The following is a 14,380-nucleotide window of genomic DNA, read 5'->3' as shown; positions in this document are numbered from 1 at the left end:
GCTTACACAACCATGTTTACAATACGGCCTTTCACCACAATTACCTTTTTAGGGGTTTTGCCTTCCAGGTAACGTTGTACATCGGCGTTAGCCAACACAAATGCTTCAATATCCTTAATATCAAGACTTAACGAAATGCTCAAGTTCATTTTAGTTTTACCGTTGATAGATATCGGGTAAGCGAAATCATCTTCTACCAGGTACTCCGGTTTAAAGGTAGGGTATGGCGCGTACGATAGCGTTCCTTCGCCGTTACCTAACAAAGCCCAAAGCTCTTCGCAGATGTGCGGCGCGTAAGATGCCAGCACAATGGTAAGCTCCTGTAGTATGGCGCGTTTGTTACACTTAAGTTCGGTAAGTTCATTAACGGCTATCATAAAGCTGGACACCGAGGTATTGAACGAAAAACGTTCTACGTCTTCCTCCACCTTACGGATGATCTTGTGCAGCGCTTTCAATTCGGCTTTGGTTGGCGCGTCTTCGCTTACGCGGAAGTTCCACTGATCATCGTGGAATAAACGCCAAAACTTACGTAGAAATTTGAATACGCCTTCAATACCATTGGTATTCCAAGGTTTGCTCTGCTCCAGCGGACCTAAGAACATTTCGTACATGCGCAGGGTATCGGCACCGTATTGCGATGCAATATCATCAGGGTTAACTACATTGTAGTAGCGCTTCGACATTTTTTCTACCTCGTGTCCGCAAACGTATTTGCCGTTTTCCAGTATAAATTCAGCGTCAGCAAACTCAGGTCGCCAGTTTTTGAATTTTTCTGTATCAAGCGTATCATTCTTTACAATGTTTACATCAACATGCAAAGGCGAAGTTTTGTATTCTTTGATCAAACCGTGCGATACGAAGGTATTGGTACCTCTTCCTTCAGCATCAATTAAACGATATACAAAGTTTGAACGGCCCTGTATCATTCCCTGGTTGATCAGTTTCTTGAAAGGTTCCTCCTCGTTCACTTTGCCAATATCCTTCAAAAACTTGTTCCAGAAACGGCTGTACAGCAAGTGCCCGGTAGCATGTTCCGATCCGCCGATGTACAGGTCCACATCTTTCCAGTACTCAATCGCTTTTTCTGACGCAAATTCGCTGTCGTTATGGGCATCCATATAACGGTACCAGTACCAGCTGCTGCCCGCCCAACCCGGCATGGTACTCAACTCGTACTCACCTTCAGGGTGTTTCCAATCCGTAGCGCGGCCCAATGGTGGTTCGCCGGTTTCGGTTGGCAGGTATTTATCAATTTCGGGCAGCAATAAAGGCAGCTCGCTTTCGTCTATCAAATACGGCAAGCCATCTTTAAAGTAAACCGGCACCGGCTCGCCCCAGTAACGCTGACGGCCAAATATGGCATCGCGCATCCTGAAGTTCACTTTGGCTTTCCCCGCGCCAATGGCTTCCAGTTTGGCAATAATGGCCGCGGTAGCTTCTTTATAAGTTAAGCCGTTAGCAAAGTCGGAATTAATATAGGTACCCTCTTTAGTAGGGTCGGCTTCGGTTTCAATATTTTGTATGTCGATAATAGGTACTATCGGCAAATTATAATGCTTGGCAAACAGGTAATCGCGCTGATCGCCCGATGGAACGGCCATTACCGCGCCTGTACCATAGCCTGCCAAAACATAATCGGCTATCCAAACCGGGATAGGCTCGTTATTCAATGGGTTCAATACGTAGATACCCGTAAATGCACCCGATACGGTTTTGGTATCGGCCATACGGTCAAGCTCCGATTTCTTTTTGGTTTGGGTAATGTAAGCCTCAATATCCGCCTTTTGTTCCGGCGTAGTCAGCTCGTTCACCAACTCATGCTCGGGCGCAATCACCAAAAAGGTAACGCCAAAAATGGTATCAACACGGGTGGTGAAAACTTCAATGTTGTGAGTTGTAAGTTGTGAGTTGTGAGCTTCTTTCTTTATCGGGAACTTAACGCTTGCACCTACGCTTTTGCCTATCCAGTTGCGTTGCATTTCTTTCAGCGGCTCGGGCCAGTCAATGGTATCCAAGCCTTGTAATAAACGCTCGGCATAAGCGGTAATGCGCATGCTCCACTGCATCATTTTCTTTTGCTCAACAGGGTAACCGCCGCGCTCGCTAAAGCCGTCTTTCACCTCGTCGTTAGCCAATACAGTACCTAATGCAGCACACCAGTTAACGGTGCTTTCGCGCAGGTAGGTAATGCGATATTTCAATAACTCTTCCTGTTGTTGATTGTGGCTGTAAGCCTTCCACTCGCCGGCGGTAAAAGTGGCGGTATCTTCGTCGCTCACGGCATTAATACCCGCCGAACCTTTGGTTTCAAAGTGTTCAACCAGTTTGGCAATGCTTTCGGCTTTTTCTTCGGCCTTGTTGTACCACGAGTTAAACAGCTGCATAAAGATCCACTGCGTCCACTTGTAGTAACCGGGCGAACTGGTGCGCACCTCGCGGCTCCAGTCGAACGAGAAACCTATCTGATCGAGCTGACGGCGGTAGGTGGCAATATTTTCTTCGGTAGTAAGTGAAGGGTGCTGACCCGTTTGTATGGCATACTGCTCGGCAGGTAAACCAAACGAATCGTACCCCATCGGGTGCAATACATTAAAGCCCTTAAGGCGTTTATAACGTGCAAAAATATCAGAAGCTATATAGCCCAGCGGGTGCCCAACATGCAGGCCCGCGCCCGATGGGTACGGAAACATATCCAGCACATAGTATTTTGGTTTAGTACTGTTGTTGTCGGCTTTAAAGGTTTGCTTCTCCGCCCAAAACTGCTGCCACTTTTGCTCTATATCTTTAAATTGATAATCCATAGTATACTCCGAAAAATAAAGTCTGCGAAAATAACAAAGTTTGGCGACTAAGGGTAGCAATTAGCCGATTAAGTTGAGTAGTGAGTGGTTAATGGTGAGTAGAGAGTAGTGAATGGGGAATAGTAAGTCGTGAATGGTTAGGGGCGGGTGGTGAGTTGTGGAGGGTTAATGGTAAATAGCCGGTAGGTAGGGGTTTGATAGTAAGCAATAAATTTGTGCCTCTTAAGTAGGGGAGTGGCGGGTGATAAGTTTGCATTATTTAACAAGTATAATTAGGGTAGATATGTGGTGCATTCAATAATATGTATTTGGAAAATCAATGACAGTGGTTCTTATTTCCCGGCAGTCCCGCTTTTCGCTCATACGCCACAGGCATTAGGCGCAAGGCCGGTATCGCTGCAATCGGGTTTAGGATGGGGTAGGTAAGTGCTATCATCACAGCGGTTGACTCACCCGATCTTCGCTTCGCTGGATCACCCTCTCTACTACGTAAAGAGGGATTTATCAGGGTGCTCTTTTTTATTGTAGTTTTCTGTATACCCTTTTTTCGCTTGCGAAAGAGAGGGTCGCCCAGCGAAGCGTAGGCGGGGTGAGTTAGCTATAATAACAATGGCTCCAAAAATCTCCGTGTAACTCTGTGTTCTCCCTCTGTGTTCTCTGTGGTTAAAAAAATCTCCCCGTCCCTGTGGTAAAACAACAACCTTGCAAAAGAGCCCTCCAATACATCACATTTAAAAAACGTATACTTGCTAAACCATGAAACGCCTGATATCCAATCTTACCTTCCAGGTTATTGTAGCTATTATTTTAGGAGTAATAGTCGGTTTGTATTTTAAAGACTTTGCACCGGCCGCGCAGGTAATCAGCAAAACCTTTATCAACCTGATCACCATGCTGATAGCGCCTATCATATTCTTCACCATAGTGCTGGGCATAGCCAACATGGGCGATATGAAAAAAGTGGGCAGGGTAGGAGGTAAGGCACTGCTCTATTTTGAAATTGTAACCACTTTCGCGCTGGTGATCGGCATAGCGGTAGCCAATATCTTAAAACCGGGCAAGGGGATAGACGTAAGTAAGGGCGCCGATGCTTCTAAAATTGCCGGTTACCAAAAGGCCGCCGAAGAAATGCAATGGGGCGACTTTTTCGCGCATATTATTCCGCATAATATATTCGATGCCTTTGCCAAAGGCGATATTTTGCAGATCCTTTTCATCGCGATATTATTCGGCTACGGCCTTAGTAAAATGGGCGAAGCGGGCAAATTGCTTATCAGCACGTTCGATAAATTAGGGAAGGTGTTCTTTAATATCATGAAGGTAGTAATGGCGCTGGCGCCTATTGGCGCTTTCGGCGGCATGGCCTTCACGGTGGGCACTTACGGCACCAAGGCATTATTACCCATGGTAAAACTGATGGGTTCGGTTTACCTTACTATGTTCCTGTTCGTTTTTGTGGTGCTTAATATTATCTGCTACCTGTACAAGTTCAGCCTGTGGCGCTACCTCAAATATATTCGGCAGGAAATACTGATCGTGCTGGGTACGTCGTCGTCCGAATCGGCCCTGCCGAGTATGATGGATAAGATGGAAAAGTTCGGCTGCTCGCGGTCGGTGGTAGGATTGGTGATCCCTACCGGGTATTCATTTAACCTGGATGGCACAACCATTTATCTATCCATGGCGGTCATATTTTTGTCACAGGTATTTGATATCCCACTATCGCTGGAGCAGCAGCTTACCATTATCGGGATACTGATGGTTACTTCCAAAGGAGCCGCTGCGGTAACCGGCGGGGGCTTTATCGTACTCACCTCAACCCTCGCGGCCATAAAAGTTATCCCGGTAGAAAGCGTAGCCATACTGCTCGGGGTAGACAGGTTTATGTCGGAAGCCCGTGCTATCACCAATCTGATAGGCAACGGTATTGCAACTATTGTAGTGGCTAAAAGTGAAGGGGAGTTTACTCCGCAGGCTATTGAAGGAGATAATAATATATGATAAAGAGCTGGCGCACGCGTGCCGCGTGTGTCTAACAAGTCAAACTATATAAATGAGTAGAAAATATAAGTTCCTAAACAAGGAAGGATTGTATTTTGTGAGTTTTAGTACTGTTAATTGGATTGATGTATTCGTAAGATCAATTTATAATGAAATAGTGATTGAAAGTTTAACCTATTGCCGTATAAATCTTGGATTGGAGATATACTGCTGGTGTATAATGCCAAGCCATATCCATTTGATATTTCGGGCCAAAAACAATAATCCTGAAGTAATATTAGGCAGATTTAAAGAACATACATCAATCAAATTGTAAAAGCAATTGCCGGGAATATTCAGGAGTCGAGAAAGGAATGGATGATTTGGATGTTTGAACGGGCGGCAGCAAAAAGTAGTAATGTAAAGCAAAGGCAATTTTGGCAGCATCATAATCAACCAATTGAATTATGGAGTGCAGAAGTGATAGAACAAAAAGCAGATTATATTCATAACAACCCGGTAGAAGCGGGCTTTGTAAATGAGCCACACCATTGGAAATATTCGAGCGCGGCAGATTATGCCGGTGAAAAGGGATTGCTTGAAATAGATTATTTATGAAAATTGACTGCTTTATGAAGGCACACGCGGCACGCGTGCGCCAGCACCTCAATTTTGAAATAGATTGCAGGGAATAAGTAGTTAAATTAAACATATTGTAAAAAGACATATGCGATACGTATATGTCTTTTTACAATATAAAATGTGCTGGCGCACGCGTGCCGCGTGTGCCTTATAAGTTACATCACCGGCGGTGTACACTTATTCACCAGCTTCAGCGTATAATCAGGGTTAAGCGGCTCATTGGTTTGTGCCAAACGTTGAGCGCCGGTGCTGGCCGGGCAGGCTATCCCATGCGGACCGTCATAGATCAGCGGTTTGTTACCCAGCTTATCAATCAATTCCTGCGGAACGTAGATCTGTACCCTTGTAATGGAATACCCCTGTGGAAAATAACGGATGTAATAACCATCAGGATGCAGAGCCCATGTACCCGAAGGTACAACGCTATTTGGCGGCGCTATACCGGCAAGTATCGCGTACTTCTCCATTTCTTCGTAGCTGGCATTGCCTGATGCGGCCAGTCTGCGAATGTTATTTTCGGCTTCAAATACCGCTTGTATAGGTTCAGGCAGTTTGCTTTTTGCTTGCTCCATTATGTTGGCCGGTAATACACCCAGTGCACCGCCTTCCAGCATCAACAATTGTTGCGGGGTTAGCAGTATGGTGGCAGTAGCCTTAATTTCGGTGCTGAAATCAACAAAGCGGGTGCGGGCAATAATGGCCCATAGTAATATTTGTATGCTGTGTTGATTTACTTCGGCATGTTTTTCAGCACTTTTTAAAATAAGAACAACTACTTCTTGCTTGGGGCCTAAAACCGGAGCGAGCATGTAACCGTCGCCGCTGCTTGGGCCGTGGGTACCGGCATGCAGGCAATAACTTTTGTTGGTCATTTCGTAAAACCCGGCGCACAGGTAAAAGCCGCCGGTAGGTGCTTTGGGCAGCAGGTATAAGGCTTGCGGTTTTTGCCCTTCCTGAAAAGATGGCGGCTTGGTGCCTTCCATATTTACATCTTTAAAGTTGGTGGTAATGGCAGCAGGCTGTTTCAGTATCTTGTTAAGACCACCCTTGCCTGCAAATTCGGCGCCTTTATCGAGTATGCTTTTGCCTAAGCTGCCAAATTGCGCTAAGCTGGTTTGTGTATGGAGCAGGAGTGATAAAGCCGCTCCAATGATCAGGAAACTTTTTTTCATGGTTAGAATGTTTTTTTAGGTGGAGGCAAAATAAATAAATAGTGTTAATTATAAGGTAGTTTACTGTATAAAGTTTGCCCAGTATTAAATTAACGTCATTTATGGGTAGCCGCCCAAAAAATAATTTGACATTATACCCAATAACTTTAGCTTTGCCATTATTAAAGAAAATAAGCCAATGAGTGTTCTTGTAAATAAAGATTCCAAAGTAATAGTTCAGGGTTTTACCGGTAATGAGGGTACATACCATGCGTCACAGATGATTGAGTACGGCACGCAGGTTGTTGGCGGGGTAACCCCGGGCAAAGGCGGTCAGCAACATTTGGAAAGACCGGTTTTTAATACCGTTAAAGACGCGGTTGACCAAACAGGTGCTGATGTATCTATTATTTTTGTGCCACCGGCATTTGCTGCTGACGCTATTATGGAAGCTGCCGAAGCCGGCATCAAAGTTATTGTTTGTATTACCGAAGGTATCCCTACAAAGGATATGATACAGGTGAAAGAATATCTTACCGATAAGGACAGCCGCTTAATTGGCCCTAACTGCCCAGGTATTATCACTGCCGATGAGGCTAAAATTGGTATTATGCCGGGCTTTATCTTCAAAAAAGGTAACGTTGGTGTAGTTTCAAAATCAGGTACTTTAACTTACGAGGCGGTTGACCAGGTGGTTAAAGCCGGTTTAGGTATTACTACGGCTATCGGTATCGGTGGCGACCCAATTATTGGTACGCCTACTAAAGAAGCTGTTGAGTTATTAATGAAGGATCCTGAAACTCACGGTATCATCATGATTGGTGAAATTGGTGGTGGTATGGAAGCTGAAGCTGCCCGTTGGATCAAAGAACACGGTACTAAGCCGGTTGTAGGATTCATCGCAGGTCAAACAGCGCCTCCGGGTCGTCGTATGGGCCACGCCGGTGCAATTGTTGGTGGTGCTGATGATACAGCTGCCGCCAAAATGAAAATTATGGCCGAGTGCGGTATCCGCGTGGTAGAATCACCTGCCGAAATTGGCGCTGCAATGGCAGAAGAATTGGCGAAACTGTCAGTTTAAATTTAAAATTTCAACTTTGAGATATAAGAAAGATCCTGGCTTTGGCCGGGATTTTTTGTTTTACAGAGTTTTATCGATAATTAACCGCAGAGGTAACGGAGGTTTGCACGGAGTTACGCGGAGTTTTTATTGAGCTATGAGTTTCTGTGAAAATGCTGAATGTTGATTTATTGGGTTTTTGTCATAATTAAAATCTTTAAATTTATATCAATGAAAAAAGGTAAAGAGTTTGTTTTTAAAGAGAGGAATCTGCTTTATGAATGTGTTTTTACAGCGATGTTTTTTTTGTTTATTGTATGGATGATAATTAAGCTAAGCGATCGACCTTTGGTATTGTTAGTAATAGGATTGGTGCCTTGTGTTATGTTATATTTTCAGGCTTACACAATTATTGTTGCCAAGCAGTTTAATAAGGCTGATTACGGAAAAAAGATAATAATAAGTGAAGATAGATCAAGCCTGATATTTATTCAGAATAACAAAAAAATAGAAATTAAAAGCGATGATGTTGTTAGAGTAGAAATATATAGCCAAAAAAATATAGGGAAATTCGGCACGTTCAATTACTTATTAATATATACAAACATGGATAGCTTTCTTATTACCCAATTCACGGTCCCGCAACTAATCTATAATAGATCTCTTGAATCTTTTTTAAGCAAGAAACCACGGGTATATTTTAAAAAATTAAATAATTATATTGACAATAAGCTTGCCTCTTAAATCATTCACCAACTCACCTCAACACCGTTACCACCTTCTCCATCGCTTTCCAGTGTTCACCTTTTTTGTAGAGCAGTTTGCTGAACGGTAGCCGCGAGCGGATGGCTTTGTTATAATCTACACCCATTACACGGTAGCGGATGGTTTTATCACTCATAAGTGAATGTATGGCTTGTGAGTAGGGCGTAGGGCCCGTCATGCCGTGTACGCTGTTGGGGTAGCGGTTGTGTTTGATGTTATCTACCACAATATCAATAGTGCGCTTTAAAAACGGGTGCCCGGCCTCGTAGATCATCGCCCATTGCACAAAAATACCGGGATGACGTTCTTCGGTAATTACGGCTACGTCATCGGGTTTAATAAAGCTATCCAGCGCACCCGGTACATAAGCGTCGATATCCAAATACACACCGCCTTTTTTATAGAGGATACAATACCTGAAAAAGTCGGCCTTAGCCGCGCCAATATTCAGCTTGTTGTAGGCATTGGCCACTTCGCCTGCAAACTCGGCGTTCATAAAGGCTTCTATGCGGGCATCATCGTAGAACTCATAGTCGTAGGCCTTATTCCTGAACTTTAGCCATTGAATAGCCAGGCGGTTAATGAAAGGCAACTGCCTGCGTTTAAAAGTTTGGTAGATAACCTTAGGGATAGCCATAGATGATATTTAGCAGTAAAGGTATATATTGTTATTTAACCACAAAGTGCACAGAGATAAGAAACACGGAGTTACACAAAGCCTTATATTCTCAATAAATCTCTGTGTAACTCCGTGCAAACCTTTGTGTACTTTGTGGTTAAAAAACGATAGCAGCCCCTCGTCACCTGTTTGTAAACAAGCGTATCACCATAAAAACTTAACCACTATAAATGCGTATATTTATGTATAAAAAATACAAAAACGATATAAAAAATGCCATATAACGAGTTAACACCCGAAGAAGAAAGAGTAATATTATACAAAGGAACAGAGCGCCCGTTTACAGGTACTTTGCTCAACAATAAGGCGCAGGGCGTGTACGTATGCAAACGCTGCGATGCGCCGCTATATAATAGTGCAGATAAATTTGACAGCTTTTGCGGCTGGCCAAGTTTTGATGATGAAATACCAGGAGCGGTAAAACGCGAAGTTGATGCCGACGGCCGCCGGGTAGAGATACTTTGCAATAATTGCGGCGCGCACCTTGGTCACGTTTTCGAGGGCGAATACCTTACCCCGAAAAACACCCGCCATTGCGTAAATTCAGTGTCGATGAAATTTGTGCCGCTGGCATAAAATTTCGCAAAGGATTTGTACCTTCTTTGTATAGCATTTAGGGTGATGCTGCGAAGTGCAGATCGGTTAAGTTCTTTACCCTGTTTGCTATAAAACTTATAAGAATATTCAACGCCGGTTCATTGGTCATCATGAACCGGCGTTGTGCTTTAACCGTCGCGTGAGGGCTTAATTATCAGGCTGTTTTACAGCGTGGTTTTATCGCTCCCTTTCTTTTTATAAAGAAAATTTCTCACTTTTTTACACGGTGTTTTCCATAAATCAGCCATTTTTTACGATTGTTGATAACTCGGCTTTTTGTTTAAAACTATCACATCATAACCCCGGTATCATAACTTAACTTTGTTTTAGTAAAAAATTTACAAATGGCTATTAGTGCTACCGGGACGAGCCCTATACTGACAAACAGCCATTTTAATTTCAGCACTGGGCAAGTAACTGCCTGTATATAAATAAATTAAGTTAATAAAAAGTTAAAAAGCTTTATAGACAAATGAAGCCGGATTTGTTGTCTGTAAACTTTAGATAAATGAATAGCTACCTTTTAAGAACAAAGTAATACTATGAGCCAGGAGACAGAAGAACTATTACTAAAAGAAAACAAGGACAGGTTTGTTATACTGCCCATCAAGTATCCCGCAATTTGGGAAATGTACAAAAAATGCGAGGCGAGTTTTTGGACTGCCGAAGAAATAGATCTTTCTGATGATATGAAACATTGGGAAAACCTGAATAGCGGCGAGCGTCATTTTATATCGCACATCCTGGCGTTTTTCGCGGCGAGCGATGGTATTGTGAACGAGAACCTGGCGGTAAACTTTATGAGTGAAGTGCAACTTCCCGAGGCTCGTTGTTTCTACGGTTTCCAGATCATGATGGAGAACATCCACTCTGAAACCTACGCGCTGTTGATCGACACCTACATTAAAGATCCATCAGAAAAAGACCGTTTGTTCCATGCTATTGATACCGTGCCTTGTGTAGGTAAAAAAGCAGAATGGGCATTGCGCTGGATCAATAACGGAACATTTGCAGAACGCCTTATCGCTTTCGCGGCTGTTGAGGGGATATTCTTTTCGGGCAGCTTTTGCTCAATCTTCTGGCTTAAAAAACGTGGCTTAATGCCGGGTCTTACTTTCAGTAATGAGTTGATCTCCCGCGATGAGGGTATGCACTGCGAGTTCGCTTGTTTATTGTATAGAATGCTGGAGAACAAACTATCGAAAGAAGCCGCTACCGCCATTATTACTGATGCGGTTGAAATTGAAAAAGAATTTATAAGCGATGCATTGCCGGTAAGCCTTATCGGTATGAATGCCAAATTAATGGGTCAGTACATTGAGTTTGTAGCCGACAGATGGCTGGGCGAACTGGGCTACGATAAAGTATACGGTGCAAGCAATCCGTTCGACTTTATGGAAATGATATCCCTGCAAGGTAAAACCAACTTCTTCGAAAAACGTGTTGGCGATTACCAAAAAAGCGGTGTACTTAACGCAACTGCCGATAGCAAGTCATTCTCATTAGATGAAGATTTCTAAATAGTAGTGGATAATAGTTCAACTACACTGAACAAATAACAAGAAAAAAGGATTAATAGTTTAATATAAACAGGTTAGTGAATTGTTACTAACAGCTAAATAACTGAAAAATATGTTTGTAATAAAAAGAGACGGCAGAAAGGAATCTGTAAAATTCGACAAGATCACAGCGCGTATTGAAAAATTGTGCTACGGTTTTAATTTGGTTGACCCTATTGATGTGGCCAAGAAGGTAATTGAAGGATTATTTGACGGTGTTACCACATCCGAACTGGATAACCTTGCAGCCGAAACAGCGGCATCGTTAACTACCAAACACCCGGATTATGCTTTGCTTGCATCTCGTATAGCCGTATCTAACTTACACAAAAATACTGTAAAGTCGTTCTCTGAAACTATGCGCATGCTTTATGAGTATGTGGATAGCAAAACAGGCAAAAACGCGTCGCTTATTGCCGATGACGTTTGGGAAGTGATACAAAACAATGCCGAACTACTGGATAGTACCATCATTTACGACCGCGATTTCGGTTTCGATTACTTCGGTTTTAAAACCCTCGAAAAATCATACCTGTTAAAAATTGACGGTAAAATTGTTGAGCGTCCGCAACACTTGTTCATGCGTGTATCGGTAGGTATCCACAAGGAGGATGTTGAAAGCGCTATCAAAACATATAACCTGATGAGCGAGCGCTGGTTTACACACGCTACACCAACCTTGTTTAACGCGGGTACACCAAAACCACAAATGTCGTCGTGCTTTTTATTAACCATGAAAGATGACAGTATTGATGGTATTTACGATACTTTGAAGCAAACCGCTAAGATATCGCAAAGTGCAGGTGGTATAGGCTTAAGCATACACAATGTAAGGGCTACAGGTTCATACATCAGCGGTACTAACGGTACCAGCAACGGTATTATCCCGATGCTGCGTGTATTTAACGATACTGCCCGTTATGTTGATCAGGGTGGTGGTAAACGTAAAGGCGCTTTCGCTATTTACCTGGAGCCTTGGCATGCCGATATCTTCGAGTTTTTAGACCTGCGTAAAAATCACGGTAAAGAAGAAATGCGCGCCCGCGACTTGTTCTACGCCCTTTGGGTATCTGACTTGTTCATGCAACGCGTAGAAGCTAATGAAGACTGGAGCCTGTTCTGTCCGCACGAAGCACCGGGTTTGGCTGATTGCTTTGGCGAGGAGTTTGTGGCCCTGTACACTAAATACGAAGAAGAAGGCCGTGCCCGCCGCGTGGTAAAAGCACAGGAACTTTGGTTTGCCGTGTTAGATGCCCAGGTAGAAACCGGTACACCATACCTGTTATATAAAGATGCTGCCAACGCGAAATCAAACCAGCAAAATTTAGGTACTATAAAAAGCTCAAACCTTTGTACCGAAATTATGGAATACACCGATGCTAACGAAATTGCGGTTTGTAACCTTGCATCATTAGCATTGCCACGTTATGTAAATAACGGAGTATTTGATCATGATAAGTTATATGATGTAACCTACCAGGCTACCATCAACCTTAACCGTATTATTGATCATAACTACTACCCGGTTGCCGAAGCCGAGTATTCAAACTTAAGGCACCGCCCAATTGGTTTAGGTGTACAAGGTTTGGCCGATACCTTTATTCAACTGCGCATGCCGTTTGAAAGCGATGAGGCTAAACAACTGAACAAAGAGATATTCGAAACCATTTATTTTGCAGCCATGACGGCTTCAAAAGACCTGGCTATAAAAGATGGTCCTTATGCTACATTTGAAGGTTCACCATTGTCAAAAGGTAAATTCCAGTTCGATCTTTGGAACGTATCACCGGCCAGCAGCCGTTGGGATTGGGAAAACCTGCGCTTAGATGTAATGAACCATGGTGTACGTAACTCACTGTTAGTTGCGCCAATGCCAACCGCGTCAACCTCGCAAATATTGGGTAATAACGAGTGCTTTGAACCATATACTTCAAACATTTACACCCGCAGGGTATTAAGCGGCGAGTTTATTATTGTAAACAAACACCTGCTGCGCGATTTGGTAAACCTTGGTTTATGGACCCCGGCCATGAAAGATAAGATCATCAGCGCTAACGGATCTATACAGGATATTGCCGAAATACCTGCCGATATCAAAGAACTGTACAAAACAGTTTGGGAGATTAAGATGCGTAACATCATTGATATGGCTGCCGACAGGGGCGCTTATGTATGCCAGTCGCAATCGTTAAACCTGTTCATCAACGCGCCTAATGCTTCAAAACTTACTTCAATGCACTTCTACGCATGGAAGAAAGGCTTAAAAACAGGTATGTACTACCTGCGTACACAAGCAGCATCGCAAGCGGTTAAATTTACAGTAGAGAACCAGGGCGGTAAAAACATGGATCCGGTAATTCCGGAGCATGTTAGCCAGGTTGTTGACGAAATTCCGGCAGGCCCAAGCTGCTCAATGGAAGAAGGTTGCGTAACCTGCTCGGCATAATATTTTTTAATAGTTTTACTTTGAAAGCGGTGGCAATTATTTGTCACCGCTTTTTGATTTTGAAGGATTTGGGATATTGATGATTTAACCACAAAGGACACGAAGGTTTGCACAGAGTTACACAGAGATTCTTTTTTAGATTGCAAGGCTCTGTGTAACTCCGTGTTTTTTATCTCTGTGCCCTTTGTGGTTAAAAAAACTCTCGGAAAAAAAATCTGCAATGAAAAAATGATTTAACTACAAAGAACACAGAGGTTCGCACAGAGTTACACAGAGATTCTTTTTTAGATTGCAGGGCTCTGTGTAACTCCGTGTTTCTTATCTCTGTGTACTTTGTGGTTAAAAAAACTCTGCGGTTAAATTAATAAGCTTTGTAGTCCATCCGTCACAAAGAACCCCAACTATTTATTTGCATCGCGCAGAATACTATTTTTGTATATGGCATTAGTACATTCAAAACACGAGATCATATCCTGCGAGCGTTGCGGCGACAGGATAGAATGTAAAGCCAACTCTTATACCAAGTGCCAGTGCAGTGTAGTGCAGCTCACCCTCAACGAAACCCAGTACATCAGCGAAATTTACGATGGCTGCCTGTGCGCCAAATGCCTGTTAGCTTTACAGCAGGAATATAAAGAGATGGAGTAAGGACGAATCCCGGTGCCTTGTTGCTTGCATTGTTACAAAAACATTGCAA

General features: G+C 43.3%; 11 protein-coding genes. 8 read left to right on the top strand and 3 right to left on the bottom strand.

What is annotated here, in order from left to right:
• Nucleotides 1-2: 2 nt before the first annotated feature.
• Nucleotides 3-2,804 (bottom strand): leucine--tRNA ligase, encoded by a 2,802-nt coding sequence (leuS, locus tag ABD894_RS18330; protein WP_345212524.1) that lies wholly within the window; start codon nt 2,802-2,804, stop codon nt 3-5.
• 756 nt (nt 2,805-3,560) lie between these two features.
• Between leuS and dctA the strand changes: the two genes are divergently transcribed.
• Nucleotides 3,561-4,805, top strand: a complete 1,245-nt coding sequence (gene dctA / locus ABD894_RS18325; protein WP_345212523.1) for a C4-dicarboxylate transporter DctA — start codon at nt 3,561-3,563, stop codon at nt 4,803-4,805.
• A 459-nt stretch (nt 4,806-5,264) separates the two neighbouring features.
• Nucleotides 5,265-5,402 carry a hypothetical protein gene (locus ABD894_RS18315; RefSeq protein WP_345212521.1) on the top strand — a complete coding sequence of 46 codons (138 nt, stop codon included), beginning with the start codon at nt 5,265-5,267 and terminating at the stop codon, nt 5,400-5,402.
• Nucleotides 5,403-5,581: 179 nt separating this feature from the next.
• Here the strand turns inward: ABD894_RS18315 and ABD894_RS18310 are convergent, their stop codons facing one another.
• Nucleotides 5,582-6,598 (bottom strand): hypothetical protein, encoded by a 1,017-nt coding sequence (locus ABD894_RS18310; protein ID WP_345212520.1) that lies wholly within the window; start codon nt 6,596-6,598, stop codon nt 5,582-5,584.
• A gap of 178 nt (nt 6,599-6,776) precedes the next feature.
• On the opposite strand from ABD894_RS18310, the gene sucD reads away from it, so the two are divergent.
• On the top strand, nt 6,777-7,658 hold the full coding sequence (gene sucD / locus ABD894_RS18305) for a succinate--CoA ligase subunit alpha (protein ID WP_345212519.1): 882 nt from the start codon (nt 6,777-6,779) through the stop codon (nt 7,656-7,658).
• A 210-nt stretch (nt 7,659-7,868) separates the two neighbouring features.
• Nucleotides 7,869-8,381 (top strand): hypothetical protein, encoded by a 513-nt coding sequence (locus ABD894_RS18300; RefSeq protein ID WP_345212518.1) that lies wholly within the window; start codon nt 7,869-7,871, stop codon nt 8,379-8,381.
• A gap of 13 nt (nt 8,382-8,394) precedes the next feature.
• On the opposite strand, the gene ABD894_RS18295 is transcribed toward ABD894_RS18300, so the two are convergent.
• On the bottom strand, nt 8,395-9,039 hold the full coding sequence (locus tag ABD894_RS18295; protein WP_345212517.1) for a glycosyltransferase family 32 protein: 645 nt from the start codon (nt 9,037-9,039) through the stop codon (nt 8,395-8,397).
• 255 nt (nt 9,040-9,294) lie between these two features.
• Here ABD894_RS18295 and ABD894_RS18290 point away from each other — a divergent pair, with 255 nt between their 5' ends.
• The 4 genes from ABD894_RS18290 (at nt 9,295) to ABD894_RS18275 (ending at nt 14,331) form a co-directional block, all read left to right on the top strand.
• On the top strand, nt 9,295-9,657 hold the full coding sequence (locus ABD894_RS18290) for a methionine-R-sulfoxide reductase (protein WP_345212516.1): 363 nt from the start codon (nt 9,295-9,297) through the stop codon (nt 9,655-9,657).
• 563 nt (nt 9,658-10,220) lie between these two features.
• Complete coding sequence (locus tag ABD894_RS18285) at nt 10,221-11,198, top strand: ribonucleoside-diphosphate reductase small subunit (protein ID WP_345212515.1); 978 nt, start codon at nt 10,221-10,223, stop codon at nt 11,196-11,198.
• 112 nt (nt 11,199-11,310) lie between these two features.
• Nucleotides 11,311-13,683, top strand: a complete 2,373-nt coding sequence (locus ABD894_RS18280) for a ribonucleoside-diphosphate reductase subunit alpha (RefSeq protein WP_345212514.1) — start codon at nt 11,311-11,313, stop codon at nt 13,681-13,683.
• A gap of 438 nt (nt 13,684-14,121) precedes the next feature.
• Nucleotides 14,122-14,331, top strand: a complete 210-nt coding sequence (locus tag ABD894_RS18275; protein WP_345212513.1) for a cysteine-rich CWC family protein — start codon at nt 14,122-14,124, stop codon at nt 14,329-14,331.
• Nucleotides 14,332-14,380: the final 49 nt, after the last annotated feature.

Origin of the sequence: Mucilaginibacter gynuensis, assembly GCF_039541195.1 — a bacterium.
Lineage (GTDB): Bacteria > Bacteroidota > Bacteroidia > Sphingobacteriales > Sphingobacteriaceae > Mucilaginibacter > Mucilaginibacter gynuensis.
This window is presented reverse-complemented; position numbering and strand designations above follow the sequence as displayed.

Excerpts from the sequence above, each read along its gene's own strand:
- ABD894_RS18300 (WP_345212518.1), top strand. The coding sequence starts at position 7,869 with ATGAAAAAAGGTAAAGAGTTTGTTTTTAAAGAGAGGAATCTGCTTTAT.
- ABD894_RS18310 (WP_345212520.1), bottom strand. The coding sequence starts at position 6,598 with ATGAAAAAAAGTTTCCTGATCATTGGAGCGGCTTTATCACTCCTGCTC.
- leuS (WP_345212524.1), bottom strand. The coding sequence starts at position 2,804 with ATGGATTATCAATTTAAAGATATAGAGCAAAAGTGGCAGCAGTTTTGG.
- ABD894_RS18285 (WP_345212515.1), top strand. The coding sequence starts at position 10,221 with ATGAGCCAGGAGACAGAAGAACTATTACTAAAAGAAAACAAGGACAGG.
- ABD894_RS18280 (WP_345212514.1), top strand. The coding sequence starts at position 11,311 with ATGTTTGTAATAAAAAGAGACGGCAGAAAGGAATCTGTAAAATTCGAC.
- ABD894_RS18295 (WP_345212517.1), bottom strand. The coding sequence starts at position 9,039 with ATGGCTATCCCTAAGGTTATCTACCAAACTTTTAAACGCAGGCAGTTG.
- ABD894_RS18290 (WP_345212516.1), top strand. The coding sequence starts at position 9,295 with ATGCCATATAACGAGTTAACACCCGAAGAAGAAAGAGTAATATTATAC.
- dctA (WP_345212523.1), top strand. The coding sequence starts at position 3,561 with ATGAAACGCCTGATATCCAATCTTACCTTCCAGGTTATTGTAGCTATT.
- sucD (WP_345212519.1), top strand. The coding sequence starts at position 6,777 with ATGAGTGTTCTTGTAAATAAAGATTCCAAAGTAATAGTTCAGGGTTTT.
- ABD894_RS18275 (WP_345212513.1), top strand. The coding sequence starts at position 14,122 with ATGGCATTAGTACATTCAAAACACGAGATCATATCCTGCGAGCGTTGC.